The organism is Paraburkholderia yinzeri (assembly GCF_046581065.1).
GTDB lineage: Bacteria > Pseudomonadota > Gammaproteobacteria > Burkholderiales > Burkholderiaceae > Paraburkholderia.
In genome coordinates this window covers 543521-570108 of the sequence record NZ_JBFOCJ010000001.1, presented here as the reverse complement: position 1 = coordinate 570108, position 26588 = coordinate 543521, and the positions used below count along the sequence as shown (strand labels likewise).

The following is a 26588-nucleotide window of genomic DNA, read 5'->3' as shown; positions in this document are numbered from 1 at the left end:
GCGCCTCCGCTCAAGGTTGTGAAGCCGCGCCGGAACCCCCGGCGGCCTGGATCGCCGACCACACGCGATGCGGCGTGGCCGGCATCTGCAGGTCTTTCACGCCGAGGGGACCGAGCGCGTCGAGGATCGCATTGATGACGGCGGGCGGCGAGCCGATCGCGCCCGCCTCGCCGCAGCCTTTCACGCCGAGCGGGTTATGCGTGCACGGCGTGCCCTTCGCGGTTTCGACGGTGAACGAGGGCACGTCGGACGCATGGGGCATCGCGTAGTCCATATACGAGCCCGAGAGCAACTGGCCGGTCTCGTTGTCGTAGATGCACTGCTCCAGCATCGCCTGGCCGATCCCCTGGCCCAGGCCGCCATGCACCTGGCCTTCGACGATCATCGGATTGATGACGTTGCCGAAGTCGTCCACGGCGGTGAAGTGCTCGATGCTCGTCACGCCCGTTTCGGGATCGACTTCCACCTCGCAGATGTACGCGCCCGAGGGATAGGTGAAGTTGGTCGGGTCGTAGAACGCGCTTTCGTCGAGGCCCGGTTCGAGCGTTTCCAGCGGGTAGTTGTGCGGCACGTAGGCCGAGAGCGCGATTTCCGCGAAGGCCTTCGTGCGGTCGGTGCCCGCCACGCGGAAGACGCCGTTCGCGAACTCGATGTCCTCCACGCCGGCTTCGAGCATGTGCGCGGCGATCTTCTTTGCCTTCGACTCGATTTTGTCGAGCGCTTTCATGAGGGCCGAGCCGCCCACCGCGATCGAGCGCGAGCCATACGTGCCCATGCCGAACGGAATGCGGGCCGTGTCGCCGTGCACGATCTCGATCTGCTCGATCGGTACGCCTAACCGGTCGGACACGACCTGCGCGAAGGTCGTCTCGTGGCCCTGGCCATGGCTGTGCGAGCCTGTGAACACGGTAACGGAGCCGGTCGGATTCACGCGCACTTCGCCCGCTTCGAAGAGGCCGGCGCGCGCGCCTAGCGCGCCCGCGACGTTCGACGGGGCAAGGCCGCACGCCTCGATGTAGCACGAGTAGCCAAGGCCGCGCAGCTTGCCGTTCTGCTTCGAGGCGTCGCGCCGGGCGGCAAAGCCCTTGACGTCGGCGAGTTCGAGCGCGCGACCGAGGCAGGCCTCGTAGTCGCCGGTGTCGTAGGTGAGGCCGACGGGCGTCGCGTACGGGAACGACGTGATGAAGTTGCGGCGGCGGATCTCGGCCGGATCGAGCTTCATTTCGCGCGCGGCCGTTTCCACAAGGCGTTCGACCACGTAGGTCGCCTCGGGGCGGCCCGCGCCGCGATACGCATCCACGGGCACGGTGTTCGTGAACACGGCCTTCACCTCGGCGTAGATCGCGGGCGTGGTGTATTGGCCCGCGAGCAGCGTCGCGTAGAGGATGGTCGGCACGCTGGAGGCGAACGTGGAGAGATACGCGCCCATGTTCGCGGTCGTGTGCACGCGCATGGCGAGGAACTTGCCGTCCTTGTCCATCGCGAGCTCGGCCTTCGTCACGTGGTCGCGGCCGTGGGCGTCGGAGACGAACGACTCGCTGCGCTCGGCCGTCCACTTCACCGGACGGCGGATCTTCTTCGCGGCCCACGTGAGCGCGACGTCCTCGGCGTAGAGGAAGATCTTCGAGCCGAAGCCGCCGCCCACGTCCGGCGCCACGATGCGCAGCTTAGTTTCCGGTAGCCCGAGCACGAACGCGGCCATGAGCAGCCGCTCGACATGCGGGTTCTGGTTGGCCACATAAACGGTGTAGCTGTCGTCGTGCAGCGAGTAGTTCGCGTTCACGGCGCGCGGCTCGATGGCGTTCGGCACGAGGCGGTTATTCACGATGTCGAGCGTCGTGACGTGCGCCGCCCTGGCGAACGCCGCGTCGGTGGCGGCCTTGTCGCCGTGGCCCCACGTGTAGCAGGTGTTGTTCGGCACGCCGTCGTGCACGAGGGCCTGGCCGGCGTCGGCGGCGTGGGCCGTGTCGACGACGGCGGGCAGCTCCTCGTAGTCGACTTCGACCAGCTCGGCGGCATCCTTTGCCGCCTTCACCGATTCGGCGATCACGAGCGCCACCTGGTCGCCCACGTGGCGCGCCTTCTCGTGCGCGATCACGGGATGCGGCGGCTCGTGCATGGGCGTGCCGTCGATGCTGTGGATCAGCCAGCCGCACGGCAGGCCGCCCACGTTCTCGGCGGCGAGGTCCGCGCCGGTGAAGACGGCCACCACGCCGGGCGCGGCCTTGGCGGCACTCGTGTCGATGCGCTTGATGCGTGCGTGCGCATGCGGCGAGCGCACGAACACGGCATAACTTTGCGCGGGCAGGACGACGTCGTCGGTGTACTGGCCGGCGCCGGTGAGGAAGCGCTGGTCTTCCTTGCGCTTGACGGGGGCGCCGATCAGGCGGTTCGGTTCGGGTGCGTTCATGACGGCCTCCCCTTACACCGTAGCGGCGGCGGACGTGCCGGCGCGCATGCCTTCCGCGCCCGCGAGCACCGCCTTCACGATGTTGTGATAGCCCGTACAGCGGCACAGATTGCCGTCGAGGCCCGCGCGCACGTCGGCTTCGGTGAGGTCCGGGTTCTCGATGGCGAGCGCCGTTGCGCTCATCACCATGCCCGGCGTGCAGAAGCCGCACTGCAGGCCATGGCACTCGCGGAACGCGGCCTGCATCGGATGCAGCTCGCCGTTCTTCGCCAGGCCTTCGATGGTGGTGACGTCCATGCCGTCGCATTGCACGGCGAGCTGGTTGCACGACTTGATCGCGCGGCCGTTCAGATGGACGGTGCAGGCGCCGCACTGCGCCGTGTCGCAGCCGACGTGCGTGCCGGTGAGACGTAGCTGCTCGCGCAGGAACTGGACCAGAAGCGTGTGGGGTTCGATTTCGGCGGTCACGGGTGCGCCGTTGACCGTGAGGCGGATACTGATCGCCATTGATTGTCTCCTTGTCGGCCGCACCTGGCGCTTCAGCGCCTCGTGCGGCCCCATGCAAAGCGATGGGATAGAGACCGGCCTGGGCCCGCGTACACCATGTTGCCCCGAAATGCCGTCTGCTTGTCTGCCGTCCGTTGCGCGTGCTGCGCGCGGCTACCCGTATGGAGTGGGCGGCCCGGAAGGAGTGGGGGCGAGGGTCCGGCTGGTGCGTTGCTCTTCAGTGATGCCAAGGGATGACGCCCGGACAGTAAAGCACAAATTGCCGGTTTGCGCTGCGCGGGCTTTTACCGCCGGGCGAGCACGAAAAACGGCCTGTCCCGGACGGGACAGGCCGTTCGAGCCTGTTCGTGCGTTTGATGCGCCGCCGCGAAATGCGGCGGGCAGCGAACGGCGAACGGCGAACGGCGAGCGGCGAGCGACGAACGGCGAAGCGGGGAAGCGTGCGCTGCCCCGCCTGCCTCAGCGTGAGTCGTGCGTCTCGTGCGCGAGCCGCGAATGACGGCGCGAATAGCCGAAGTAGATCACCATGCCGATCACGAGCCAGACCACGAAGGCGATCCACGTGAGCGGCTGCAGGTTGATCATCAGGAACAGGCACGAGGCCACGGCCAGGATGGGCACCACGGGCACGCCCGGGCAGCGGAACGCGCGCGGCAGGTCCGGATGCGTCTTGCGCAGGATCAGCACGGCGATCGAGACCATCGAGAACGCCGCGAGCGTGCCGATGTTGATGAGCTCGGCAAGCACGTTGAGCGGCACGAGCGCGCCGATCAGCCCGAAGAAGATGCCGACGAGCCAGGTGGTGAGGAAGGGCGTCGCGTAGCGCGGATGCACGCGCGAGAGCGCCGCGGGCAGGAGGCCGTCGCGCGACATCGCGAAGATGATGCGGGTCTGGCCGTAGCTCATCACGAGGATCACGGTGAGCATGCCGAGCACGGCGCCGAGGTCGATGAAGCCGGCCACCCACTTTTCGCCGGCCACCTGCAGCGCGTACGAGACCGGGTGCCCGATGTTGGCGAACTGCGCGGACGGCACGATGCCCGTCACGACGGCGGCGACGGCCACGTAGAGCACGGCGCACACGGCGAGCGAGGCGATGATGCCGACGGGCAGATCGCGCTTGGGATTCTTCACTTCCTCGGCGGCGGACGAGACCGAATCGAAGCCGATGAAGGCGAAGAACATCACGGCGGCGGCGCCGAACACGCCGTTCCAGCCGTTGGGCATGAACGGATGCCAGTTGGCGGGCGTGACGTGGAACGCCCCGACGGCGATCACGAGCAGCACGACCGTCACCTTGATGGCGACCATGATGTTGTTGATGCGGGTGGATTCGCGCACGCCGATGGAGAGGAGCGCCGTGATCACCATCATCACGAGGAACGCGGGCAGGTTGAAGAGCGTATGCACGCCCGGCACCGCGCCGGGCGCGGCGGTAAGCGCGGCGGGCAGGTTGAGCCCGAAGCCCGCGAGCAGCGATTGCAGATAGCCCGACCAGCCCACCGAGACGGCCGAGGTGGCGAGGCCGTACTCGAGCATGAGGTCCCAGCCGATCACCCAGGCGGCCAGTTCGCCGAGCGTCGCGTACGAATACGTGTAGATCGAGCCGGCGACGGGAATGGTCGAGGCGAACTCGGCATAGGCGAGGGCGGCGAAGCAGCAGGCCACGGCGGCGATGAGGAACGCCACCATCAGGGCGGGGCCGGCCTGCACGGCACCCGTGCCGGTCAGGACGAAAATGCCGGTGCCGATGATCGCGCCGATGCCGAGGAAGGTGAGGTCCAGTGCGCCGAGTGCTTTCTTCAGGCCGGCGCCCTGGGCGCTCGCCTGCAGCATGTGCTCGACGTTCTTCTTGCGAAAGAGGGACATTTGGCGGGGAACTCCTGGTTTGGGCGCAGCCTCTGTGGGGGCCGGCGCGCCGAAAATCGTGAAACCGGAAATTTTAGCGGATATGGACAGCGAGACCGGGCGGATTGGGGCAGGAAAGGGGTAAAAGCGGGGTAAAAAGCAGCGAAATTGGGCTGAAGAACCCGTGGGCCGCGGGCGAATCTGCCGCAAACGAAGACGAGCGCGCGCAATCCTTGCCCGAGCGTGCGGAATCGGAAAAACTCATTTCCAGATCAAGGGCTTATGGCGAGAAGGCCGCTTAAGTGCCATTGCCGTGCCCGCGAGGTGCAACCCGGCGCCACCCAGACGCCACCCCAGCGCCGCAGGGTGCCCGTCCGCCTTGCGAGAGGCTTACGCGCCTACCGCCGGCGCGAGATCGACGAGCCGGTTGCTCATCACGTAGAACGTGAGTTCGGCGTTGTTGGTGAGGTTCATCTTTTCGAGCAGGCGCGTGCGGTACACGCTCACCGTCTTCACCGAAAGCGAGAGGGTGCGCGCGATGTCGGTGAGCCGCTTGCCCGAGGCGAGCATGCACAGCGTCTGGTACTCGCGGTCGGAGAGCTTTTCGTGCGGCATCTGCTCGCCGTCCACGAGCACGTAATCGGCCAGCGCCTCAGCCATCGCCGGGCTCACGTACTTGCGGCCGCTCGCTACCTGCTGGATCGCGGCGATCATCTGCGCCGCGTCCACCGTCTTCGAGAGGTAGCCCGAGGCGCCGGCCTTCAGCGCGCGCACGGCGTACTGGTCCTCGCGGTACATCGAGAACATCAGCACCGGCACGCGCGGCGCCTTGCGTTTCGCGCGCTTGAGCACCTCGACGCCGTTCATGTCCGGCAGCGAGATGTCGAGCAGCACCACATCGCAGGCGTGTTTCGCGATGGCGGCGAGGGCTTCGGCGCCGGTCTGCGCCTCGATCACTTCGCTTGCGATGCCCCGGTCGACCAGCAACTGGCGTACGCCCTGGCGCACGACGGCGTGGTCGTCGACCAGCAGGATGCGATGGCTCATGAGAGAGCGCCTTTCACGAGGGGTGGAGCGAAATCGGAGGCTGGGGCCGCAAGGAGCGCGCCCCAGGCGAATCGTGCGCGCACGACGGTCCCGGGCTGGCCGTCGCCGGTATGGCGGGCGCTCGTGCGCAGCGTTCCGCCGAAGGCGGCGCAGCGCTCGCGCATGCCGGCCAGGCCGTACTGGCTGCGGCGGCTGCCGGCGCGCCGCACGCCGGTCGAGCTGCGCGGCAGGCCGATGCCGTCGTCGCTCACGGTGAGTGTCAGGTCGCGCATGCTGCAGTCGATGCGCACGTCGGCGTGGGTCGCGCGGGCATGCCGCGCGACGTTGGCGAGCGCCTCCTGGGCCACGCGGAACACGGCGAGCGCCGCTTCGGCCGGCAGGCGCGCGAGCCGCACGTCGGCCGCGCAGACGAAGCTCGTGGCGAGGTTCGTGCGCTTGCCGAAGCCGCGCGTCCACTCGGCGAGCGTCGGCACGAGGCCGGCATCGAGTTGCGGGGCGGCGAGCCCGTCGAGCGCGTGGCGCAGCGCCTCGCCGGCGGTTTCGAGCGAACGCGCGACGAGCGCGAGCGCTTCGGCGCACTGCGGCGGCGCATTGGCGGGCAGCCAGGTGTGGACGTTCGCGAGCGCGAAATGGGTGGCGGCGAGCTCGGCGCCGACGCTGTCGTGCAGCTCGCGGGCGAGACGCTCGCGGGCGGCCTCGTCGGCTTCGATGCGGATCGTGCGGGCTGCCGCGAGTTGCTCCTGCCGGCCGACGATCTCGCTCAGGCCGGCAAGCGCTGCATCGGCGGGGCGTGGCCGGTGCGGCATGGGAGCCGCGTACGGGCGCGACAGACCGCCGGGCGACGGATCGCCGCCTGACGCCAACGCATCAGGCGCACGCGCGATCACTGCCGCGAAATTCGACGTGTCCATTCATCCCCCGTTCTGGAACCGGTTTGCCGCGCCATGGATGCCCGGGAGTCTGGGTCCCGGTGCGACGGATAACGGCACGGCGCAGCGTAACGAAATTTACATCCAGTAACAACCTGGCTGTGTCCCTGATCGGGACGTGCAAACGGCCAATGCTGCGCCGCGATAATATCTTAAAAAAAGAAAAAATTCAGGCTGGACAAGGCTTGGCGCAAAAAATCTAGAGCCTGCTTGAGGTGGCGCAGGGATCCCGCACGGGCCGCATTTGTCAGAAAAATGCTGACAGAAAAGCTACCTGATTTTTGTGAAATATGTAACCGTCGGCGCGTCGCATGGCGGCAGCGCATGGCAGCCAGCACGGGCGAAAAAAAGCCGGAGCGCGAGGCTCCGGCTTTCGTGGCATTCGAGTCAAGCCCGGACGGGCCGGCGGATCAGCCGACGAAGGCCTTTTCCACGACGTAGTGGCCCGGCTTGTTGTTGCTGCCTTCCGTGAGGCCGGCCTTTTCGAGCAGCTCGACGGTGTCGCGCAGCATGTGCGTGCTGCCGCACAGCATGATGCGGTCGCGCTCGGGCGTGAACGCCGGCAGGTCGAGGTCTTCGAACAGCTTGCCCGTTTCGATCAGCTCGGTGATGCGGCCGCGGTTCTCGAAGGTTTCGCGCGTGACGGTCGGGAAGTAGACCAGCTTTTCGCGGACGATCTCGCCCAGGTACTCGTGCTCGCGCAGTTCTTCGGAGATGAACTCCTTATACGCGAGCTCGTCGATGAACCGGCAGGTGTGCGTGAGGACGATCTTGTCGTAGCGGTCGTAGATGTCCGGATCCTTGATGATCGACATGAACGGCGCCAGACCCGTGCCGGTCGAGAGCAGCCACAGCACCTTGCCGGGCAGCAGGTTGTCGGCCACGAGCGTGCCGACGGGTTTCTTGCCGATCAGAACCTTGTCGCCGACTTTCAGGTGCTGCAGGCGCGACGTGAGCGGGCCGTCGGGCACCTTGATGCTCAGGAATTCGAGGTGCTCTTCGTAGTTGGCGCTGGCGAGCGAGTAGGCGCGCATCAGCGGCTTGCCGTCCACTTCGAGGCCCACCATCGTGAACTGGCCGTTGTCGAAACGCAGGGCCGGGTCGCGCGTGCAGGTGAAGCTGAAAAGCGTGTCGGTCCAGTGATGGACGCTCAAAACGGTTTCTTCGGTGTTTTTGCTCATGGTTCCTGATGGTGCGAAACAAAGGCCGCCAGACCAAAACGAGGCGCAGTCCGCCATTTTACCGCGACCGCGCCGCGAGGGCGGGGGGCGCCAATGGGAGGAGTGGCTCGCGCCTCGCGCTGTAGCGGCAAAGCCGCGCGCGGCGGGACGCTGGCGCCCGCACGGCAGACGTAACGGGCAAGGCTGGCATTGGCCATGACGGCGGCGCATGGGCCGGTGGTATCAGGCCTCAAACCCGCGAGAGCGGGCGGTGTGCCGCTTGCAGCGCTCGTCCGGTCGACGGATGGTTCAATCGGGCGCGCGCGCGAATATTTGCGAGATGATACCGGAAGCCTTGGCGGACCGCAGCATAGACCCTGGTGGCGGGGCCGTTACAGGTTTCGCCAGCCCGCTTAGCGGTCGGCGGCCAGCTTCAGGCCGAGGCCGACCAGCGCCACGCCGCAGAACGCGTCGATCGGGCGGCGCACGCGGCGATAGCCGCGCTGGGTGCGGTCGTCGGCGAACAGGAAGGCGATGCCGCAGTGCCAGCCGAACGACATGGCCGCCACCGTCGCCAGCACGGCGCCGTAGAACCCCAGCGGCGGATGCGCGGGCAGCATCGCCGCGAACATGCTGGTCCAGAAGACACAGCTCTTCGGATTGGTGAGGCACGTGAAAAGCCCGGCGCGCCAGGTGCGGAAATACTCGTGGCGTCCGGCGGGCGGCAGCGGTTCGACGGCCGTCGGCGCCACGGCCACCAGGTCGCGGCGCGCGCCCGAGCGCACGAGCTTGATGCCGAACCAGACGAGGTAGAGCGCACCGGCGACGCGCACGCCGGTGTAGACCCAGTCGATGCGCTGGAGCACGGTGGCGAAACCGAGCATGGCGAGCGCCGCCCACGCGGTGGAACCGACGCCCACACCGAACGCCGAGGTCACGCCCAGCGCGCGCCGTCCCGCGAGCGAAAGCTGGGTGACCATGAAAAAGTTCGGGCCGGGACTCACGAGCGCGAGCGAATAAACGGCGGCGATCTGGAGCAGTAGGGTGACGTAATGCATGAGGAGACCTGAGCGACTCGAAGGAGCGCAACACCATGCGCGGCGCGCGGCCCGCCATCTTAACGCGTTGCTGCGCGCCGCTTCGAGATTCTCGCGCGAGACGCCGACGGCCTATTCGAGCCGCAGCCGCGCCATGTAGGGCAGGTGATCGGAGAGCCAGGCGGTTTCCTGCGCGGGCGGGATCAGTTCGACCGGCTGCAGGCCGCGCACGAACATCTTGTCGAGCGCGAGCGCAGGCGAGAACGCCGGGAACGTGCGCGCGGGCTCGCCCAGCAACGTCGCCACCTCCTGCATGCCGTGCTCCGCGAAGAGCGGTACGGAGTCGTTGCGCCAGTCGTTGAAGTCACCTGCGAGCACGAGGGGGCCGTGCGGCGCTTCCCTGGCGATCCAGTGCGCGATCCAGTTCATCTGGCGCAGCCGTGCGCTGCGCGTGAGCGCGAGGTGCGCGCACAGCAGCGTGACCGAGGTTCCGGCCACGCTCGCGCGCGCCACCAGCAGGCCGCGGCGCTCGAACCGGTGCGCCGAGATGTCCCAGCGCCCGCCCAGGTCGAGCGGGTGCGGCGAGAGGATGGCGTTGCCGTGACGCCACGAGGGCTTGAACACATTGGTGCCGAGCGCGATCTGCAGTTCGAGCGAGTCCGCGATCTCGGTGGCCTGGCAGTGCCAGACGTCTTCGAGCGGATCGCCGAGCGGCGCGCCGAATGTGGATGTCAGCACCGGTTGCGGCAGGCGTCGCGCCATGGCTTCCTGCAGGAAATAGGCGTCGGCATGGGTGGATTGCACCCAGCGGCGCATGGCCTGCCAGGCCTGGAAGCCCAGCGGCGAGCGGCCCTTGTGCAGGTTCCAGCTCACGGCGACGAAGTCCTTGCGGTGGGCGGTGTCGATGAGCGGTTCTTCGGGGTTTCGCATCAGCGGTCGTTCGCGGTTATTCGCGGTGGTTCGTCGTGCTTCTTCGAGTTATTGGGTGCCGCGCCGCTCACGGCTGCGGCGCGAGGCTCGCGCTGATCCGGTAGGCGAGCGATGGATCCTTGTCCACGATCTGCCAGGTCACCGTTTGGCCCGCCGGAACGTCGAGCCCCGGATGGCTGGCGTTGACCTGGCGCGGCTGCGGCGGCAGCTTGCAGCCTTCGGCCGTTTGGGGCCGGTCGTCGGATTCGAGGGTTTCCTCCGCATCGATCGACAGGATCGCGTCGCTCGCATTCGCCCGCAGCGGCGAGACGGTCACGGTGCGCTCGAGGTCGATGCTGCCGGCCGGCTGGTCCTTGCAGCCGATGTCGTGCGTGACGGCGTGATGGTGCGTATCGGTGTGTGCCTGACCTACGGTGGTCGTACCGTCGAATTCGTCGATCTGCTGACCGTCGCGCATCACCTGCAGCGTCCACTTGACGGCCTGTTGCCCGGTGTCCTGCGCCCGTGCGCCCACGGCGGCCGTGCCGAAGGCGGCGGCCAGCAATGCGGCGGCGAGGCAGCGGTTCCACAACGTCATATCGATGACTCCCTACACGTCCGCCGCATCGGAAGCGCGACGGACAGACTGGATCAGTCTGACCACCGATCCTATACCGGGTTCGCAAAAAACGAGCCCTTGCAGTTTATCGGGGTGGGGACGGGGCTTACAGCATTCGGCGGCGCCGAATTAAGGGTCGGTTGGCGTCGCACGGTGCGGCGCCGCGCGTTTGCCGCATGTCCCATCTTTGCTGCGTCGCCACAGGGCGTACAATTTCCTTGAAGCGACGGTGTGCTTCGCACGCCATCAACCCTACCGAGAGGATTGCGTCGCGGGCCGAATCCCGGCTGTCGGCGCAGAGGCAGACGCCCAGACATGGATCAGATCGACTGTGTAGTCATCGGCGCGGGCGTGGTCGGGCTCGCGATTGCGCGCTCGCTCGCGGCGCGCGGACGCGAGGTCATCGTGCTCGAAGCCGCCGACGCCATCGGCACCAGCACGAGTTCGCGCAACAGCGAAGTCATCCACGCGGGGCTCTACTACCCGCGCGGCTCGCTCAAGGCCACGCTCTGCGTGCGCGGACGCGAGATGCTTTACGACTACTGCGCCTCGCGCAACGTCACGCATGCGCGCTGCGGCAAGCTGCTGGTCGCCACGGCGCCCAACCAGATTCCGCAACTCGAGGCGATCCTCGCGCGCGGCAAGGAAAACGGCGTGTTCGACCTCACGCGCATCAGCGGGTCCGAGGCGCTGGCGCTCGAACCGGCGCTCGAATGCGTGGCGGCCGTGTACTCGCCGCAGACCGGCATCGTGGACAGTCACCAGTTGATGCTCGCGCTGCAGGGCGACGCCGAGCGCGACGGCGCAGTCATCGCGCTGAAGTCGCCCGTCGAGGCCATCGATGCGACCGCGAACGGCTTCGTCGTGAAGGTGGGCGGCGAGGCGCCGACGGTGCTGCGCGCGGCTTGCGTCGTCAACAGCGCGGGGCTCGCGGCCAACAAGCTCGCGCGGCGCATTCGCGGGCTCGACGCGCGCCACGTCCCGCCGCTTTACCTCGCGCGCGGCAATTACTTCAGCGTGTCGGGGCGCGTGCCGTTCTCGCGGCTCATCTATCCGATGCCGAACGAGGCCGGGCTCGGCGTCCATCTAACACTCGATCTGGGCGGCCAGGCGCGCTTCGGCCCGGACGTCGAATGGATCGACTCGATCGACTACGACGTCGATCCGCATCGCGCCGATGCGTTCTACTCGCAGATCCGCAGCTACTGGCCGGCCTTGCCCGACGACGCGCTGCAGCCGGCCTACGCAGGCATCCGGCCCAAGCTCTCCGGTCCCGGCGAGCCCGCCGCCGATTTCATGATCCAGGGCGCCGCCGCTCACGGCGTGCGCGGTCTCGTCAACCTGTTCGGCATCGAGTCGCCGGGGCTGACGGCTTCGCTCGCCATAGCCCAGCGCGTGTGCGAACTGGCCGGAGCCGCTTGAGCGGAGTGATTCTTATCCCCGATTGATACGGCTCTCTTATCTCCGGAATTGCAACGAAATTCCGCGGTGCTTCGTTGCTATGCTTGCGCGACGCTGTCGTCAGAACGGCGTTTAGCCCTACATACTGGAGTGGAGTGAGTCTTATGAAATCGTCCCGCCGCAGCTTTCTGATCACGAGCATGGGTGTTGCCGCCACCGTCGCGCTGTCGCGCCAGGCATTCGCCGATGCCCCGAAGGCCAGCGAATCCGATCCCACGGCCCAGGCGCTCGGCTACAAGGCCGACGCCAGCAAGGTCGACAAGGCGAAGTTCGCGAAATACGCCGCCGGTCAGGACTGCAGCAACTGCACGTTCTACCAGGGCAAGGCGGCCGACGCCTGGGCGCCGTGCCCGATGTTCGGCGGCAAAGAGGTGGCGGGCAAGGGCTGGTGCAGCGCCTATAACAAGAAGGCCTGACCGGCCGCGATCGTACCGCGGTACTGTGTGCCGCGCTTCATCAGCGCGCGGCACTACGCGTCACTGAGCGCGCGGCGCGCTAGCTGCGCGCCTGAAGGAGCGGCGGGCGCCGCCCGAACCACGGACGCGCCGCTTCGAGCTGCGCCGCAAGGCGCACCAGCAGCGCATCATTGCCCTCGCGCGCCGCGAACTGCACGCCAATCGGCAAGCCGCGCGCGCTCCACGAGAGCGGCACCGTCATCGCGGGCTGGCCCGTCATGTTGAAGAGCTCGGTGCCTCCCGCCCACGCGAACGCCTTGTTCGACGCCTCCGTCAGCAGTTTTCTCATCAACGCTTCCATGGGCATGGCCGTGACCGCGCGCATCTGCAGGCGCTCGGCTTGCGACGGCTTCAGCTCGCCGATCTTCACCGGCGCGGCGGCGAGCGTCGCGCAGAGGATCACGTCGTAGCGCGTCATCAGGTCGGCGAGCTGCGTCGTAATGCGCTGCTGCACGTCGAGTGCGCCCGGCAGCTCGCGCTCGCCGAGCTTGCTGCCGATGTGCGCCATCGCCCACGTCGCAATCTCGAAGTCCTGGCGGCGCGGCCGCGTGCCCGTGATCTGGTCGGCCTTGAGGACCATCTGCTCCGCCACGACCGACCACAGCATCAGAAACGCTTCGCGCGCAGCGGCGAAGTCGACCGGCAGCGTCACCGGTTCCACGCGATGTCCGAGCGAAGCGACGAGCGTCGCGGCGTCGTCCACGGCGGCGCGCACTTCGGGCGAGAGCTCGAAGGCGAACATCGGATCGGTGATGAGCGCAACGTTCAGCGGCTTCGCGAAGCCGTTCTGCTCGCGGGCGGCCGCGAGGAACGTGCCCGGCGCGCCGGGAGCGAGCTCGGGGTCGCCCGCCAGGAGATCGAGCATCAGCGCGCTGTCACGCACGCTGCGCGAAACGGCCAGATCGACGCCGAGCGCGCCCGGCGCCGGCGCTACGTTCGTGGGCACCTGGCGCGAGCGCGACGGCTTCAACCCGAAGAGGCCGCAGCACGAAGCCGGAATGCGGATCGAGCCGCCGCCGTCCGAGGCATGCGCGAGCGGCACGACGCCGGCGGCCACCGAGGCTGCCGCGCCGCCGCTCGATCCGCCCGGCGTGTGGTCGAGATTCCACGGATTGCGGCACGGACCGAACAGTTCCGGTTCGGTGTAGGGCATCTGGCCCAGTTCCGAGGCGCTCGTTTTGCCGAAAATGTTGAGGCCCGCCGCGCGAATGCGCGTGACGACCGGGCTGTCTTCGGCAGGCACGTAGTGCCGGTAGTGGCGGCTGCCGTAGGTCAGGCGCAGCCCGGCCACGGTCGCGCCGAGATCCTTTACGAGAAACGGCACGCCTGCGAGCGGCCCGTCGGCGAGCGTATCGGCGCCGTTGCCGTTCGCCTCGATGGCGCGCGTGCGCAGGCGCGCGGCCTCGTAGTCCTTGAGCACGATCGCGTTGATCGCGGGGTTGACGGCTTCCGCGCGCGCGATGGCGGTATCGAGCAGTTCGCGTGCGCTCACTTCCTTGCGCTTCACGAGCTCGGCGAGGCCGATGGCGTCGTATTCCAGATAGTCGGACTGCAAGGCTGGGTCTCCTGCTTTCGAAAAAACGAGACGCGGCGGTGACAGCGGGCGGCGTGCGACGGGCCGCGGCGCGTGCCCGTGACGCCGGCAGCGCGCCGCGATAGCGGGCAGCGCGGCCGGCAAAGGTGCAGAGGCCAGCTTACAGACGCTCGGCGAGGAACGTCAGCGTGCGTCCGTGGGCAAGCCCGGAGGCGTGCTGGTTGTACGACGCGCGCACCGAGCAGTTGAAGCCATGATCGGCGTTCGGGTACAGATGGAATTCGGCGTTGTCGCGGCCCGCGAAGGCCGCTTGCACCTGGCCCACGGCGTCGAGCGGAATGCCGTGATCGTTTTCGGCGTAATGGAACTGGATCGGCGCCTTCACCTTGCCGGCGAGGTCGAGCGCGTTCTGGATGCCGCCGCCGTAATAGGCGACCGCTGCATCCACCGAGCCTTCGGCCGCCGCGAGATAGGCCAGGCGGCCGCCGAAGCAGTAGCCGACCGTCGCCACCTTGCCCGTGCACTCGGGCAGGGCGCGCAACGCCGCGGCCGTTGCGGCGATGTCCTGCACGGCGAGCTTCACGTCGGTCTTTTGCAGCAGTTCGATGCCCTTGTCGCGGTCGGCGCCGACGTAGTCGAGTTCGACGCGCGGCTGGGTGCGCCAGAAGATATCCGGCGCGATGGCGACGTAGCCGTCGAGCGCGTACTGCTCGACCACGTCGCGGATATGGTCGTTGACGCCAAAGATTTCCTGGATGATCACGATGCCGGGGCCCTTGCCACCCTTCGGTCGCGCGAGATAGCCGCCGAAGCTGTCGTTGCCGGCGGGAATGTCGATCCAACGAGTCGAAACGCTCACGTTACTCTCCTTCTGATCCTGGTCGGTCGCGTTGCCGCGAAATTCGGGGGGCCAGTTTGCCACACCCTTGCCTGAGCCTGCAGCGCGCCTCGTTCCTGCGCCGGGTTCTCCCATTCAATATGTTCGCATACGTTTAATAGCATGCTTAATTGAATCGACCCGCTCCGCACGCGGTTTGCACATGGACAGCGAGCGCAAACGTTGACGCTTTCGAACACCCTTCGGCGGCTTCGCCATCATTCTCAAAAATAGCCCGTCGACGCTTCCGAAGAGCTTTCCAGAGTATTGCAAAAATCTTCTCTCACCCTTGCGGTGTAAGGTTTGAACTCAATTATTCAGGGTCTCGAAGCATCCCTGTAGAAAGCCTATTGGTACTCGCACCAATATCTGAAAAATGTCCCCGAAATTAATTTGATCGCCTACACTTGCGCGCAAGTATGACGGTACGGCTCGCCATGAGCGGGCCCGACGGCATGCTGGCCAGGTGCATTCAAGGATGCATCCTGCGTGGTCGTCCGCTCAGGGGAGCGACACGTTCGGGGCGCGGGAGCACCAGGGCGATTACGTTGCTTTTGGGTTCGAAACTGGAGACTTACATGAATATCAAGCTTCAAAAGCTGTTGCCGATCAGCGCTGCCGTCATGATGTTCGGAGCGTTTGCCACGGCATCGTTCGCAGACGAAACGGTCAAGATCGGTCACGTCGCTCCGCTGACGGGCGGCATTGCCCACCTCGGCAAGGATAACGAGAACGGCGCGCGTCTCGCCGTCGAGGAAATCAACGCGAAGGGTCTCGTGATCGGCGGCCAGAAGGTCACGCTCGTGCTCGACGCACAGGACGACGCGGCCGACCCGCGTACCGCCACCCAGGTCGCGCAGAAGCTCGTCGACGACAAGGTCGTCGCCGTTGTGGGCCACCTGAACTCCGGTACGTCGATCCCGGCCTCGAAGATTTATAGCGACGCGGGCATCGTGCAGATCTCGCCGTCGGCCACGAACCCGGCCTACACGCAGCAAGGCTTCAAGACGACCTACCGCGTCGTCGCGACCGACGCCCAGCAGGGTCCGGCACTCGCGAACTACGCGGCGAAGACGATGAAGCTGAAGAGCGTGGCGATCGTCGACGACTCGACGGCCTACGGCCAGGGTCTCGCGAACGAGTTCGAGAAGACCGCGAAGTCGCTGGGCATGAGCGTCCTGTCGCATGACGCGACCAACGACAAGGCCGTGGACTTCCGCGCCATTCTCACGAAGATCAAGGGCGAGAACCCCGACGCGATCATGTACGGCGGCATGGATGCCACCGGCGGCCCGTTCGCGAAGCAGGCGAAGCAGCTCGGCCTGCGCGCGAAGATCCTCGCGGGTGACGGCGTCTGTACCGACAAGCTCTCCGACCTCGCCGGCGACGCGACCGACAACATCGTGTGTTCGGAAGCGGGCATGGCGCTCGAAAAGATGCCGCAAGGCAAGGAGTTCGAAGCCAAGTACGAGAAGCGTTTCGGCCAGCCGATCCAGATCTACGCGCCGTTCACGTATGACGCCGTGTACATCATCGTCGACGCGATGAAGCGCGCGAACTCGACCGACCCGGCGAAGATCCTGGCCGAAATGCCGAGCACCGACTACAAGGGCGTGATCGGCGAGACGACCTTCGACTCGAAGGGCGACCTCCAGCACGGCGTGATCTCGCTGTACGACTACAAGGGCGGCAAGAAGACGCTGCTCGACGTCGTCAAGATGTAATCGCGCGGCTGCGCCGCAGCGCAGTCATGCAGCGGTAATCGAAAAGGCACGTGGACCTTCGGGGCCACGTGCCTTTTGTTTTGCGAACGGTTTTGCGTGTGGTTTGGCGTACGGCGTCGGCGGCACAGACGCGGATCAGATCCCGAGGCGCTTCAGTACGCGCGGCGCGGCGAAGGCGACCAGCGCCGCGCACAGCGCGACGACGGCAAGCCCTACGGTGAGATTCGTCACCTGCGTGATGCCGCCGATCACCACCGGCCCGAACAGCAGCCCGAAGTAGGCGATGCCCGCGACGTGCGCGAGTCCCTCGGCCGCATGGATGCCCTTCACGCGCGCGGCGGCGGCGAACAGCACGGGCATCATGTTCGCGAGACCGAGGCCCATGAGGGTGAAGCCGACGAGGGCAGTGACCGTGAACGGCAGCACGAGCGCTCCGATCATCCCGGCGCAGGCGAGCGATGCGCTCGCCATCACCAGTTGCGGCGCGCCGAAGCGTGCGCGCACGGCGTCGCCGGCGAAGCGCGCCGCGGCCATGCCGCCCGAGAACGCCGCGTAGGCCGCGCTCGCGAGCGCGGGCGTGGCGACCACGACATCGCGCATGTATACGGTGGCCCAGTCGTACATCGCGCCTTCGGCGATCAGCGCGATCAGGGCGATGCCGCCCAGCGCCCACAGGGCGGGCGTGCGCCAGCGGTTGCCGGTCCTCGCGTGTTCGCCGTGGGTGGGGTGCGGCACGTGGGGCAGCACGGCCGGGCACGAGACGAGCAGCACGAGCGCCGCGAGGGCGGAGGCAAGGACGAGATGCAGCGCGGGCGCCATGCCGCGCGCGAGCAGCGCGCCGCCGATCGCCGCGCCCGCCATGCCGCCGAGGCTGAACATGCCGTGCAGCGACGACATGATCGGCCGGCCGAGCGATTCCTCGACGGCGCTGGCCTCCGCATTCATGGCGACGTCGAGCGTGGCCATGCCGACGCCGAACAGGGCCAGCACCGCGAGCAGCATCCAGAACCACGGCACGACGAGAATCAGGGCGCCGCAGACCGACATCGTGAGGCCGCCGGCGAGACAGGCGCGGCGCGTGCCGACGCGCGCGATCCAGCCGCCGATCGTCGTCATCGCGGCGATCGAGCCGCCCGCGACGGCAAAGAGCGCGCACGAGAGCAGAGCGGGGCTCAGGTGAAAGCGGTCGCGCACCGTGGGAACGTGCACGCCCCACGAGGCATACATCATTCCCGCGACGAAGAAGAGCGCCATGGTGGCGACGCGTGCGCGCCGGCGCGTTGCTTCGGGCAGGGCGGCATGCACGGCGGCAGGCGAGTGCGCCGGCATGGGCGCGCCGAGGGCGGGATCGGTGGTGCGGTCGGACACGGCGGTTCCGGAAGAAAAAAGAGACGCTGTAACAGCGCCATAAAGAAGACGCTAAACGGAAGCTGCCTGAAAGCAAGCGATGATTCTAGCGAACACGCGCATGTCTTGCCGAACCCTGACTCGCGCGGTGCTCTAATATCTGTACGCGTCCCGCATTTCCACGCGCTTTCTTTTTTTGCGCGTTTTTTCGCGCCTTCTCGTTCTCGACAAGACGCCGTGGGCGCACAGCGATCACGCGAACGAAGCCGCCTTGCCCGAGGACGCCCCTTGAAGATCCCCGCCCACGCCCCGCTTCATCTGCTGCACCAGGTGTCCACCGGTACGCTCGCCACCCATGCCCGCGAGCCGCACGGCTTTCCGTATCCGAGCATCGTGCCGTTCGCGCCCGATGCGTTCCATCGGCCGGTGATCCTCATCAGCCGGCTGGCCGAGCACACGCGCAACCTGCTGGGTGATCCGCGCGCGGGTTTCCTGGTCGCCCACGCGCCGGACGGCGACATGCTGAACGGGCCGCGCGCCACGCTGCTGGGCCAGTACGCCTCCGTGGACCCGGATCAGGCGGAGGCGGTTGCGCGCCGCTATCTGCGCTACCACCCGGACGCGGAGCGCTACCTCGCGCTCGGCGACTTCACTTTCTGGGCGCTGCACATCGAGCGGTTGCGCTACATCGGCGGCTTTGGCGCGATGGGCTGGCTCGACGGCGCGGATCTCGACGAGCTCGACCCGCTCTCGCCCGCGGACGAGGCCGCGCTGATCGAAGCGTTCGAACGGCACCCGGCGCGGCGCGCGGGGCTCGAGCTGGCGGGCGTGGATCGCTATGGCGCCGACCTTGGCGTCGATGGCGCGCGCACGCGCTTCGTCTTTGACGAGCCTCAATCCGATCTGCAAACCTTGCATGCGGTGCTAGCCGATTGCGTCGAGCGGCATTCTGTCTGATTTTTTTCGAGATATCGGAAAACTGCCTTTATGGGTATGAGGCGGTGCTGGGACGCCGTCCAGTTATATCGCATGAGCGAGGGCGATATAAGCTCAAAACTCTCATCTGATGAAATGTTAGAATGTTTCCAACCATTTAATTCTCATCAACTGATCGTTGCCGTATCGGGATTAATCTGGCGAATAGGGTATTTAGTAAAAATACGGATTTGCATCAGATGAAAGCCTTCCGCGTGTCGCGACGATGGAAAGATACTGAAACAGGTTTTTATTATTTTTATTGTCACGCGCTTTTACCGGGATTGGTTTCTGTGTTAATCTCGCCTCCACTTTCCGGGGCAAGCATCTGTCAGTCGGCATACCGGCGCGAGACTGGTAGCCGTAATTGTCTAAACCACAAGGATACCCATGTCTTCCTACAAGGAACTACTCGCCCAGCGCGAAAAGCTGGAGAAGCAGATTGAAGAGGCGAAGGCACGTGAATATGCCGAGGTCCTCGAAGAAATCAAGCAGAAAATGGCTGATTACGGAATTACCCTGGCCGAACTCGGCGGCGGCCGCGCGAGCGGCAAGGGCGCCAAGGCTGCGCGTTCGCGCGCAAGCGTCGCGCCTAAATATCGGGATCCGGACAGCGGCAGCACGTGGTCGGGCCGCGGCAAGCCGCCGCGCTGGATTGCCGGCAAGGATCGCGAAAAGTTTCTGATCCAGAAGTAAAGCATTGCTTACTGGTGCGCTGTATAGCAGCTTATACAGCGCGCTGAACAATCGTTTTAGCCATCGGTTAGCAATCAGCTTGACAATCGGCTTTAACGTTGCGCTTTACGACCGGATTCATAGCCGGCTTCATAGCGGACTTCACAGCCGGTTTCATGGTCGCCTGGCTGTATTGACAGACATATTGGGCCCGAGCAGGAACGAGCGAACCGCTGCCCCATTGGGTATCCCGATGAATCAGAGGTGCGCTCGGGCTTACCTGGCCGTCCGATTGTAAAAAGAGAGAGCCGCGCTGTCGTTCCGACGCGCGGCTTTTTGCTATCCCGATCCCGCATGTAGAGCATGGTTGAATGCGAATACGTCGTGTTCTTGTAGGTATATGATTTAAAAGAGGTTTTTAGGGTTGTCACGAAAAAGGTGGCTTGACGCGATTACAATCGCGGCCAATCCTGATTCACCCTTTAGCTCCAACTCATGGTTTCCACAACCGATACGCTCGCATCGGAAAAACACGAAGTCGCGCGCAAGACGACGCTCGTGAGTGTCGCCGTCAACTCGGTGCTCGTGGTTCTGCAGATCGCGATTGGCGTGATTGCGCATTCGCAGGCTCTCGTTGCCGACGGTGTTCATTCGCTGGCCGATCTCGTCTCCGATTTCGTGGTCTTGCTGGCCAACCGGCATAGCGGCGCCAAGCCGGACGCCGATCACAACTATGGCCACAGCCGCTATGAGACGGTCGCGTCGCTCTTTCTCGGCGCGCTGCTGATCACGGTCGGCATGGGCATGCTGTGGCGCGCGGGAACGCGCATCGCCGATCTCGGCGCCATTGCGCCCATTCACCTGAGCGCGCTGGGCGTGGCCCTGCTCGTGCTCGTCTCCAAGGAAGGGCTCTTTCGCTACATGCTGGGCGAGGCGCAGCGCGTGCGCTCGCAGATGCTCATCGCCAACGCATGGCATGCGCGCTCGGACGCGGCATCGTCGCTCGTGGTGGCGATCGGCATTATCGGTAGCCTGGCGGGCTGGCGGCTGCTCGATCCGATCGCGGCAGCCATCGTGGGCTTCATGGTGGCGCGCATGGGCTGGGTGTTCGGCTGGGACGCGCTGCAAGACCTCTCCGACCGAGCGCTCGACGAAGCCGCGACCGCCGACCTGCGCGCGCTCCTGCTTTCCACGCCGGGCGTGCGCGACGTGCACGAAATGCGCACCCGCAAGACCGGCGACCTCGCGCTGGTGGATGCGCACATCCTCGTCGAGCCCTTCATTTCGGTCTCCGAGGGGCACTACATCGCGGAGTCGGCGCGTGCGCGCGTCCTCACCGATGCGCGCGTGCTCGACGCGTTGATCCACGTCGATCCCGAAGACGACATGCACGTGCGGTCGGTGGCGAGCCTGCTGCCGCGCGAAGCCCTGGCGGATGCCCTGCGCGAGGCGTTCGCCGGGCACGGCGTGCATGTGGAGGCCGTGACGCTGCACTACCTCAGCACGGGGCTGGCCGTGCAGGTTGCACTCGCGGCCAGCGACGACATCGCGCGGCTCGCGGAAATGGATCTGGAGACGATCAAGCGGCGTATCGGCGCGAGCCGGCTCGACGTGGTGCACGTGGTGGGCGCGGACGCCATTGCCGCGGTACGCGGCGAGCCCGCCGGCACGCCGCGGGCAGCCGGTTGACGGCTGAGGCTGACGGCGGCGCGGCGGCCGCCCCGGGCCTCAGAGCGGCAACTGCGTATCGAACTTGATTTCGCGGAGCACGACGCTCGTGCGCACCTGCGCCACCGCCGGAATGCGGAAGATGCGCTCGTGCAGGAAGTTATCGTAGGCTTTGATGTCCGGCGCCACGATCTTGAGGATGTAGTCCGACTCGCCGGTGGTGCTGTAGCACTCGGTGACTTCGGGGCAAGTGGCGATTTCGCGCTCGAATTGCTCGACGCCGCCTTCGGTGTGCCGCGTGAGATGGATATGCGCGAGCGCGCAGACGTGCAGACCGAGTTTTTCCCGATCGAGCAGCGCCGTATAGCGCTGGATCACGCCCGACTGTTCCATGTCCTTGATGCGGCGCCAGCACGGCGTGCTGGACAGGCCCACCTGGTCCGAGATTTCCTGCACCGACCGGCGCGCATCCAGCTGTAGCAGGCGCAGGATCTTCTGAGAGAACGTATCGAGTGTCAACTGCGCCTCCGTTTTTGCGTCTTGCTATTCCCGAATGTTAGAGGGCAGGAAAACGAAACGCAATGCGAAGTACGCCTGATGAGGAAGATCGCCTGATTTGTTCTCTAACTGGCGGCATTTTGCCCTGACGCGTCCCCATCAAGCGCGCTCGCGGCCTGCTGGGCGCGCAAGTCGGCCAGCATGTTGCAGAAGAGGGCGCCCTGCTCGATGGCGTCGTCGAGTGCGACATGGGTGTGAGGGTGGTCGTCGAACCAGTGCTTCGGGAAGCGCGGCTTGATGCACTTGCGGTACGGCAGGCCCGTCATCGCGAACGCGAGCGTCTTGATGTCGAGCGCCGACCACGAGAACGGGCAGCGCCCCGCGAAACGCATCATGTACCAGAACATGAAGGTGAAATCGAAGCCCGCGGGCATGGCGACGAACACCGGCTTGCCGGGCAGCGCCTCGACCCAGTCGACGTAAGTCACGAGCGCCTCGGCTGGATCCTGCAGATCCTTGCGGCAGGCCGCCCACGCTTCGGGCTGCGTCTCCCACCAGGCGGCCTGCACGGGATGCGGCGCGGCGCCCTCGAGCGTCATGAGATTCGCCGAAAAGGTGGCGACGAGGCGCTTGTCGGCGGTATAGGCCGCCGATGCAAAACTGAGCATCGAGTGCGGGCCCGGAATCGGCCCGTCGGCCTCGACGTCCGTGCTGACGTAGATTTCCTCAATGGCGGGGGTATTCATCATCCGGGAATGCTGTCTGCTACATAGGGATTGGAGCGGCGCTCTTCGCCGAACGTCGACGCGGGGCCGTGACCCGGCACGAACGTGACATCGTCGCCGAGCGGCCAGAGCTTTTCGCGGATCGAGCGGATGAGGTCCGCGTGATTGCCGCGCGGAAAATCGGTGCGGCCGATCGAACCCGCGAACAGCACGTCGCCGACAATCGCGACGCGATGCGGCCGGCTGAAGAACACCACGTGGCCCGGCGTGTGGCCGGGGCAGTGATAGACCTCCAGCTCTTCGTTGCCGACGCGCACTGTCTCGCCGTTATTGAGCCAGCGGTCGGGCTCGAAGGCTTCCGCGTGACCGAAGCCGAAGCGCACGCTTTGCTGCGGCAGCATGTCGATCCAGAAGCGCTCGTCCTCGTGCGGCCCCTCGATCGGTACGCCGAACTTCGCGGCCAGCGCCTTCGCGCCCGCGCAGTGGTCCACGTGACCGTGCGTGAGCAGCACCTTTTCGAGCTGCACGCCCTGGCGCTCGATCTCGGCCTCGATGCGCTCCAGATCGCCGCCAGGATCGACAACGGCGGCGCGCTGCGTCGCCTCGTCGACAAGAAGCGAACAGTTTTGCTGGAATGGGGTGACGGGTATCAGCGTGATCTTCATGCGCTTGGGCGGATGGCGGAGAACGAACGGCCTGGCCGGCAGACCGCGATCGGAGACCCGATTGTACCGGCGCACAGCGAGGACCGCCGGCGACCGCTGGAATGCGGTTTGCGATCCGGCGGCAAGCCTTGTCTGACAAGGCTTTGGCCGCCGCATTTGTTACACCGGCGTATAAAGTTCATAAAAATTCGGGGGTTACGTGCGTGACAGGAATTACTTTTGGGTATAATGCGGCCCAACGCGCACGTTTTTTACGTGCTTTCACCAGGTGGTGCGACCCGCTCAGAAAAGGGTCTCGATGCATCACCGTCAAGCAGTGCTGTCGTCTGACGACCGCCCCTTTTGCGGACTGAAGCGACGGCAAATCAGGTGCCGATCCGTTCGGCACCGCACGTCTTGCCCAGCCAGGCGCTACGCGCCTGCAACGGCCTTGCTGCCGTGACGCTGGGTGGGGCCTACGCCGCCGTTCCTGTGCGCCGTGTGTTACCGGCGCGCCTGAACGTGTAGTCCATGTTCGATGGCGGCATGTGGGGTCTGGTCAGGCTGCCGGGGACAGGTTGCGCCAGACGTGAAAGATAACCAGCGGTTAGTGACCCATGAGGGGTCGCATCCGGGTGCCGGCTCGAGCTCGTTTTTTCGCGAGAGGGGTTGGTTCGTACCCGTAGCCGCCGAAGCTTACAGTTGCGCGCAACGACGACGCTGGGGCTTCGACATGTGACGACTAGCTTATGAAACTCAGACTGACTCGACGAAGACTCGGGAGTCTTGCCGCCGTGTCCGTGCTGGCCGGTTGCGCCATGCCGCCCGGCGCGCAGAACCAGGCGGACGGGTCCGCGCTCAGCACCAAGGACGCGCACATGGCCTTCGCCGCGCCTCAGGGCTACGGTTCCGCACTGGCCGCGCTGCCCGCATCGAGCGCCGCCAACGACAAGACGCTCGCCGACGCCGATCCGATCGGCGATGGTCCGGACGTCTCCTGGTTCCACCAGATCGGCCGCGCCTCGTGGTATGGTCGCGCCTTCCACGGCCGCCGCACCGCAAGCGGCGAGCGCTTCGACATGGGATCCCTGACCGCGGCGCACCGCACGCTGCCGCTCGGCTCCTACGTGCGCGTGAGCGTGCCCGAGACGCACAAGTCGGTCATCGTGAAGATCAACGACCGCGGACCGTACGCGCGTGGCCGCGTGATCGACCTCTCGTATGCTGCTGCGAAGATGCTTGGCGTGCAGCACGCCGGCACGGCTCGCGTGACCATTGAAGGACTTCCGCGCGAGGAGGCGAAGGCCGAGCAGGCCGAACAGCTCGCCGCGATCTCGAACGGCGACCGCTGATCCTGGCGTTGCCGTCGAACCTGGAAGGGCCGCTATGCGCGGCCCTTCTGCATTTCAGTCTCCCTCTCCTTCTTCCTTCAACTCGAGCGCACGCGCATAGAGCGCATTGCGCGACGCGCCGGTGAGCGTGGCCGCGATTTTCGCCGCGCTCTTCACGGGCACTTCCTGCAGCAGCATGCGCAGCAGCGCATCGTGATCCTCTTCCGACGACTCGCTCGCATTCGCACCTTCCACGACCAGCACGAACTCGCCGCGCTGATGGTTCGCATCCTCGGCGAGCCACGCTGGCGCTTCGGCCAGGGTGCCGCGATAGAGCGATTCGTGTAGCTTCGTCAATTCGCGGGCGATCAGCACGCGCCGCGCGGGACCGAACGCATCGGCCAGCGCCTGCACGGTTTCGACGATGCGATGCGGCGCTTCGTAGAACACCATCGCGTGCGCATGCGCGGCGAGCGGCTGCAGCGCGGAGGCGCGCTGCTTCGGCTTCGGCGGCAGGAAACCGAGGAACGTGAACGTCGACACCCAGTCGCCGGCCGCGCTCAACGCGGTCGCGAGCGCGCTCGCGCCGGGCAGCGGCACGACCTGGAAACCGGCCTCGCGCACGGCGTCGACCAGCTTCGCGCCGGGGTCGGAAATGCCGGGCGTGCCCGCGTCCGAAACGCAGGCCACGCGCTCGCCCGCGCGCAGAAAATCGATCACGCGCTCGGCCGCCTCGCGCTCGTTGTGCTCGTGCACGGCGATGAGCGGCTTCGACATGCCGTAGCGCGTGAGCAACTGGCCCGTGTTGCGCGTGTCCTCGGCCGCGATGCGATCGACGAGGCCGAGCACGTGCAGCGCGCGCAAGGTGATGTCGGCGAGATTGCCGATTGGCGTCGCCACGACGTACAGCGTGGCGGCCGGATATTGCTGGGCCTGTGCGAGTTCGGAAAGGGACGAAGGAGACGTCATGACACGGAACGCGCGAGCGAAAGAGAGGAGGCCGACATTGTGCCACGCGGGGAAACGGGCGTTGGCGGGGGAAGGGCAGAGGCATTCTCCTGCTCGTTCTCGTGCCACTGGTGCTGCGAATGTTCAGGACGTCGACAACTTTTCCGGGTGTCGCGAGTCGAACGCCCAATCGCGCGCGACGGGCGCGCGTTTCGAAGCACGCGCGCTCGACTTTCTGCGCAGCCAACGGCTCGTGCCTGTCGCGCGCAACGTGCATTGCCGCGGCGGCGAACTGGACCTCGTGATGCGCGATCGTGACGGCACGCTCGTTTTCGTCGAAGTGCGCGCACGCACGCGGAACGACTACGGCGGCGCGGCGGCGAGCGTGGGGTGGCACAAACAGCAGCGCGTATTGCGCGCCGCGCGTTACTTCCTGGCGACGCGCGCGAATGCGCAAAAGCCTGGGGGCGCCACGCCGCCGTGCCGCTTCGACGTGATCGCATTCGAACGCGGACGTCTGACGTGGATACGCGACGCCTTCCGCGCCGATGGCAGTTGAATGCGCGGAGAACGCGCGCGAGTGCGCTAAACTTGCGGGCATCCGCTGACAGAACAGCGGTTTTCTCGCGATACCCGCAGTACAGATTAGAGAGTCGATGTCCGTCGAACGTATTCAACAACACTTCCGCGACAGCGCAGCGCTCAAGCTCGCTGCTATGGAAGCCCTCGCGGTGCCGATTGCGGCCACCGTCGACACGATGTTCGCCGCGCTGGCGAACGGCAACAAGATACTGGCGTGCGGCAACGGCGGATCTGCCGCCGACGCCCAGCACTTCGCGGCCGAACTGATCGGCCGCTTCGAACGCGAGCGCCCGGGCCTGCCGGCCCTCGCGCTCACCACCGACGCCTCGGTACTCACCGCTGTCGCCAACGACTACGCGTACGACCAGGTCTTCGCGAAGCAGGTGCGCGCGCTGGGCCAGCCCGGAGACGTGCTGCTCGCGATCACGACCTCGGGCAACTCGGCGAACGTGCTCGCGGCGATCGAAGAAGCGCACGAACGCGAAATGATCGTGATCGCGCTGACGGGCAACGGCGGCGGCAAGGTGAACGAAACGCTGGCCGATACCGACATCCATTTGTGCGTGCCGTCCGAGCGGACCGCGCGCATCCAGGAAGTGCACCTGTTAACGATTCACTGCCTGTGCGATGGCATCGACGCGATGCTGCTGGGCGACGACTGACACCGAAGGACGAAGG

Annotated in this window: 25 protein-coding genes; 9 read left to right on the top strand and 16 right to left on the bottom strand. The window is 66.2% G+C overall.

The window, feature by feature from the left end; all coding sequences use genetic code 11:
- Positions 1 to 10: 10 nt before the first annotated feature.
- The 9 genes from WJ542_RS02730 to WJ542_RS02690 form a co-directional block, all read right to left on the bottom strand.
- Positions 11 to 2410 (bottom strand): xanthine dehydrogenase family protein molybdopterin-binding subunit, encoded by a 2400-nt coding sequence (locus tag WJ542_RS02730; RefSeq protein ID WP_411187635.1) that lies wholly within the window; start codon positions 2408 to 2410, stop codon positions 11 to 13.
- 12 nt (positions 2411 to 2422) lie between these two features.
- On the bottom strand, positions 2423 to 2917 hold the full coding sequence (locus WJ542_RS02725; RefSeq protein WP_411187633.1) for a (2Fe-2S)-binding protein: 495 nt from the start codon (positions 2915 to 2917) through the stop codon (positions 2423 to 2425).
- A 459-nt stretch (positions 2918 to 3376) separates the two neighbouring features.
- Positions 3377 to 4786 (bottom strand): branched-chain amino acid transporter BcaP, encoded by a 1410-nt coding sequence (gene bcaP / locus WJ542_RS02720; protein WP_411187631.1) that lies wholly within the window; start codon positions 4784 to 4786, stop codon positions 3377 to 3379.
- Between the two features lie 369 nt (positions 4787 to 5155).
- Entirely contained in the window at positions 5156 to 5812 is a 657-nt protein-coding gene (rqpR, locus tag WJ542_RS02715; protein ID WP_411187629.1) for a response regulator transcription factor RqpR, read from the bottom strand.
- Complete coding sequence (locus WJ542_RS02710) at positions 5809 to 6723, bottom strand: sensor histidine kinase (protein WP_411187627.1); 915 nt, start codon at positions 6721 to 6723, stop codon at positions 5809 to 5811. The genes rqpR and WJ542_RS02710 overlap by 4 nt, the downstream gene beginning before the upstream one ends.
- A 428-nt stretch (positions 6724 to 7151) precedes the next feature.
- Positions 7152 to 7922 (bottom strand): ferredoxin--NADP reductase, encoded by a 771-nt coding sequence (locus WJ542_RS02705; protein WP_411187625.1) that lies wholly within the window; start codon positions 7920 to 7922, stop codon positions 7152 to 7154.
- A 392-nt stretch (positions 7923 to 8314) separates the two neighbouring features.
- Complete coding sequence (locus tag WJ542_RS02700) at positions 8315 to 8959, bottom strand: LysE family translocator (RefSeq protein ID WP_411187623.1); 645 nt, start codon at positions 8957 to 8959, stop codon at positions 8315 to 8317.
- 111 nt (positions 8960 to 9070) lie between these two features.
- Complete coding sequence (locus WJ542_RS02695) at positions 9071 to 9868, bottom strand: endonuclease/exonuclease/phosphatase family protein (RefSeq protein WP_411187621.1); 798 nt, start codon at positions 9866 to 9868, stop codon at positions 9071 to 9073.
- A 67-nt stretch (positions 9869 to 9935) separates the two neighbouring features.
- Positions 9936 to 10439: a hypothetical protein gene (locus tag WJ542_RS02690; protein WP_411190461.1), complete on the bottom strand. Its 504-nt coding sequence runs from the start codon at positions 10437 to 10439 to the stop codon at positions 9936 to 9938.
- 342 nt (positions 10440 to 10781) lie between these two features.
- On the opposite strand from WJ542_RS02690, the gene WJ542_RS02685 reads away from it, so the two are divergent.
- Both WJ542_RS02685 and WJ542_RS02680 read left to right on the top strand, forming a co-directional pair.
- On the top strand, positions 10782 to 11888 hold the full coding sequence (locus WJ542_RS02685) for an NAD(P)/FAD-dependent oxidoreductase (protein ID WP_411187619.1): 1107 nt from the start codon (positions 10782 to 10784) through the stop codon (positions 11886 to 11888).
- 143 nt (positions 11889 to 12031) lie between these two features.
- Entirely contained in the window at positions 12032 to 12343 is a 312-nt protein-coding gene (locus WJ542_RS02680; RefSeq protein WP_411187617.1) for a high-potential iron-sulfur protein, read from the top strand.
- Positions 12344 to 12422: 79 nt separating this feature from the next.
- Here the strand turns inward: WJ542_RS02680 and WJ542_RS02675 are convergent, their stop codons facing one another.
- Both WJ542_RS02675 and WJ542_RS02670 read right to left on the bottom strand, forming a co-directional pair.
- Positions 12423 to 13937 (bottom strand): amidase, encoded by a 1515-nt coding sequence (locus WJ542_RS02675; protein WP_411187615.1) that lies wholly within the window; start codon positions 13935 to 13937, stop codon positions 12423 to 12425.
- A 139-nt stretch (positions 13938 to 14076) separates the two neighbouring features.
- Positions 14077 to 14775 carry a dienelactone hydrolase family protein gene (locus tag WJ542_RS02670; RefSeq protein ID WP_411187613.1) on the bottom strand — a complete coding sequence of 233 codons (699 nt, stop codon included), beginning with the start codon at positions 14773 to 14775 and terminating at the stop codon, positions 14077 to 14079.
- A gap of 596 nt (positions 14776 to 15371) precedes the next feature.
- Between WJ542_RS02670 and WJ542_RS02665 the strand changes: the two genes are divergently transcribed.
- Positions 15372 to 16517 carry a branched-chain amino acid ABC transporter substrate-binding protein gene (locus WJ542_RS02665; protein ID WP_411187611.1) on the top strand — a complete coding sequence of 382 codons (1146 nt, stop codon included), beginning with the start codon at positions 15372 to 15374 and terminating at the stop codon, positions 16515 to 16517.
- A gap of 135 nt (positions 16518 to 16652) precedes the next feature.
- Here WJ542_RS02665 and WJ542_RS02660 read toward each other — a convergent pair whose 3' ends face one another.
- Positions 16653 to 17846 (bottom strand): MFS transporter, encoded by a 1194-nt coding sequence (locus WJ542_RS02660; protein WP_411190460.1) that lies wholly within the window; start codon positions 17844 to 17846, stop codon positions 16653 to 16655.
- Positions 17847 to 18152: 306 nt separating this feature from the next.
- Between WJ542_RS02660 and WJ542_RS02655 the strand changes: the two genes are divergently transcribed.
- The 3 genes from WJ542_RS02655 to WJ542_RS02645 all read left to right on the top strand — a co-directional run bounded on the left by WJ542_RS02655 (position 18153) and on the right by WJ542_RS02645 (position 21203).
- The gene (locus WJ542_RS02655) at positions 18153 to 18821 is read left to right on the top strand and encodes a HugZ family pyridoxamine 5'-phosphate oxidase (protein WP_411187609.1); all 669 of its coding nucleotides are present in this window, start codon (positions 18153 to 18155) and stop codon (positions 18819 to 18821) included.
- A 408-nt stretch (positions 18822 to 19229) separates the two neighbouring features.
- A complete protein-coding gene (locus tag WJ542_RS02650; protein ID WP_411187607.1) occupies positions 19230 to 19535 on the top strand; it encodes an H-NS histone family protein in 306 nt (101 codons plus the stop codon).
- A 474-nt stretch (positions 19536 to 20009) separates the two neighbouring features.
- Positions 20010 to 21203 carry a cation diffusion facilitator family transporter gene (locus WJ542_RS02645; RefSeq protein WP_411187605.1) on the top strand — a complete coding sequence of 398 codons (1194 nt, stop codon included), beginning with the start codon at positions 20010 to 20012 and terminating at the stop codon, positions 21201 to 21203.
- Positions 21204 to 21242: 39 nt separating this feature from the next.
- On the opposite strand, the gene WJ542_RS02640 is transcribed toward WJ542_RS02645, so the two are convergent.
- The 3 genes from WJ542_RS02640 to WJ542_RS02630 all read right to left on the bottom strand — a co-directional run bounded on the left by WJ542_RS02640 (position 21243) and on the right by WJ542_RS02630 (position 23070).
- Positions 21243 to 21701, bottom strand: a complete 459-nt coding sequence (locus WJ542_RS02640) for an Lrp/AsnC family transcriptional regulator (RefSeq protein ID WP_027793282.1) — start codon at positions 21699 to 21701, stop codon at positions 21243 to 21245.
- 104 nt (positions 21702 to 21805) lie between these two features.
- Entirely contained in the window at positions 21806 to 22426 is a 621-nt protein-coding gene (locus tag WJ542_RS02635) for a 3'-5' exonuclease family protein (RefSeq protein WP_411190459.1), read from the bottom strand.
- Positions 22426 to 23070 carry an MBL fold metallo-hydrolase gene (locus tag WJ542_RS02630; RefSeq protein WP_411187603.1) on the bottom strand — a complete coding sequence of 215 codons (645 nt, stop codon included), beginning with the start codon at positions 23068 to 23070 and terminating at the stop codon, positions 22426 to 22428. The genes WJ542_RS02635 and WJ542_RS02630 overlap by 1 nt, the downstream gene beginning before the upstream one ends.
- 728 nt (positions 23071 to 23798) lie before the next feature.
- Here WJ542_RS02630 and WJ542_RS02625 point away from each other — a divergent pair.
- A complete protein-coding gene (locus tag WJ542_RS02625; RefSeq protein ID WP_411187601.1) occupies positions 23799 to 24401 on the top strand; it encodes a septal ring lytic transglycosylase RlpA family protein in 603 nt (200 codons plus the stop codon).
- A 54-nt stretch (positions 24402 to 24455) separates the two neighbouring features.
- On the opposite strand, the gene rsmI is transcribed toward WJ542_RS02625, so the two are convergent.
- Complete coding sequence (gene rsmI, locus WJ542_RS02620) at positions 24456 to 25349, bottom strand: 16S rRNA (cytidine(1402)-2'-O)-methyltransferase (protein ID WP_411187599.1); 894 nt, start codon at positions 25347 to 25349, stop codon at positions 24456 to 24458.
- A 37-nt stretch (positions 25350 to 25386) separates the two neighbouring features.
- Here rsmI and WJ542_RS02615 point away from each other — a divergent pair, with 37 nt between their 5' ends.
- A complete protein-coding gene (locus WJ542_RS02615) occupies positions 25387 to 25887 on the top strand; it encodes a YraN family protein (RefSeq protein ID WP_411190458.1) in 501 nt (166 codons plus the stop codon).
- Between the two features lie 97 nt (positions 25888 to 25984).
- Positions 25985 to 26572: a phosphoheptose isomerase gene (locus WJ542_RS02610; protein WP_027793288.1), complete on the top strand. Its 588-nt coding sequence runs from the start codon at positions 25985 to 25987 to the stop codon at positions 26570 to 26572.
- Positions 26573 to 26588: the final 16 nt, after the last annotated feature.

What these genes read in the sequence shown, in the direction of transcription:
- WJ542_RS02610 (WP_027793288.1), top strand. Translation starts at nt 25,985, where the DNA reads ATGTCCGTCGAACGTATTCAACAACACTTCCGCGACAGCGCAGCGCTC.
- WJ542_RS02625 (WP_411187601.1), top strand. Translation starts at nt 23,799, where the DNA reads ATGAAACTCAGACTGACTCGACGAAGACTCGGGAGTCTTGCCGCCGTG.
- WJ542_RS02650 (WP_411187607.1), top strand. Translation starts at nt 19,230, where the DNA reads ATGTCTTCCTACAAGGAACTACTCGCCCAGCGCGAAAAGCTGGAGAAG.
- WJ542_RS02660 (WP_411190460.1), bottom strand. Translation starts at nt 17,846, where the DNA reads ATGCCGGCGCACTCGCCTGCCGCCGTGCATGCCGCCCTGCCCGAAGCA.
- WJ542_RS02635 (WP_411190459.1), bottom strand. Translation starts at nt 22,426, where the DNA reads ATGAATACCCCCGCCATTGAGGAAATCTACGTCAGCACGGACGTCGAG.
- WJ542_RS02725 (WP_411187633.1), bottom strand. Translation starts at nt 2,917, where the DNA reads ATGGCGATCAGTATCCGCCTCACGGTCAACGGCGCACCCGTGACCGCC.
- WJ542_RS02710 (WP_411187627.1), bottom strand. Translation starts at nt 6,723, where the DNA reads ATGGACACGTCGAATTTCGCGGCAGTGATCGCGCGTGCGCCTGATGCG.
- WJ542_RS02630 (WP_411187603.1), bottom strand. Translation starts at nt 23,070, where the DNA reads ATGAAGATCACGCTGATACCCGTCACCCCATTCCAGCAAAACTGTTCG.
- WJ542_RS02685 (WP_411187619.1), top strand. Translation starts at nt 10,782, where the DNA reads ATGGATCAGATCGACTGTGTAGTCATCGGCGCGGGCGTGGTCGGGCTC.
- rsmI (WP_411187599.1), bottom strand. Translation starts at nt 25,349, where the DNA reads ATGACGTCTCCTTCGTCCCTTTCCGAACTCGCACAGGCCCAGCAATAT.
- WJ542_RS02680 (WP_411187617.1), top strand. Translation starts at nt 12,032, where the DNA reads ATGAAATCGTCCCGCCGCAGCTTTCTGATCACGAGCATGGGTGTTGCC.
- WJ542_RS02700 (WP_411187623.1), bottom strand. Translation starts at nt 8,959, where the DNA reads ATGCATTACGTCACCCTACTGCTCCAGATCGCCGCCGTTTATTCGCTC.
- WJ542_RS02645 (WP_411187605.1), top strand. Translation starts at nt 20,010, where the DNA reads ATGGTTTCCACAACCGATACGCTCGCATCGGAAAAACACGAAGTCGCG.
- WJ542_RS02730 (WP_411187635.1), bottom strand. Translation starts at nt 2,410, where the DNA reads ATGAACGCACCCGAACCGAACCGCCTGATCGGCGCCCCCGTCAAGCGC.
- bcaP (WP_411187631.1), bottom strand. Translation starts at nt 4,786, where the DNA reads ATGTCCCTCTTTCGCAAGAAGAACGTCGAGCACATGCTGCAGGCGAGC.
- WJ542_RS02665 (WP_411187611.1), top strand. Translation starts at nt 15,372, where the DNA reads ATGAATATCAAGCTTCAAAAGCTGTTGCCGATCAGCGCTGCCGTCATG.
- WJ542_RS02695 (WP_411187621.1), bottom strand. Translation starts at nt 9,868, where the DNA reads ATGCGAAACCCCGAAGAACCGCTCATCGACACCGCCCACCGCAAGGAC.
- WJ542_RS02705 (WP_411187625.1), bottom strand. Translation starts at nt 7,922, where the DNA reads ATGAGCAAAAACACCGAAGAAACCGTTTTGAGCGTCCATCACTGGACC.
- rqpR (WP_411187629.1), bottom strand. Translation starts at nt 5,812, where the DNA reads ATGAGCCATCGCATCCTGCTGGTCGACGACCACGCCGTCGTGCGCCAG.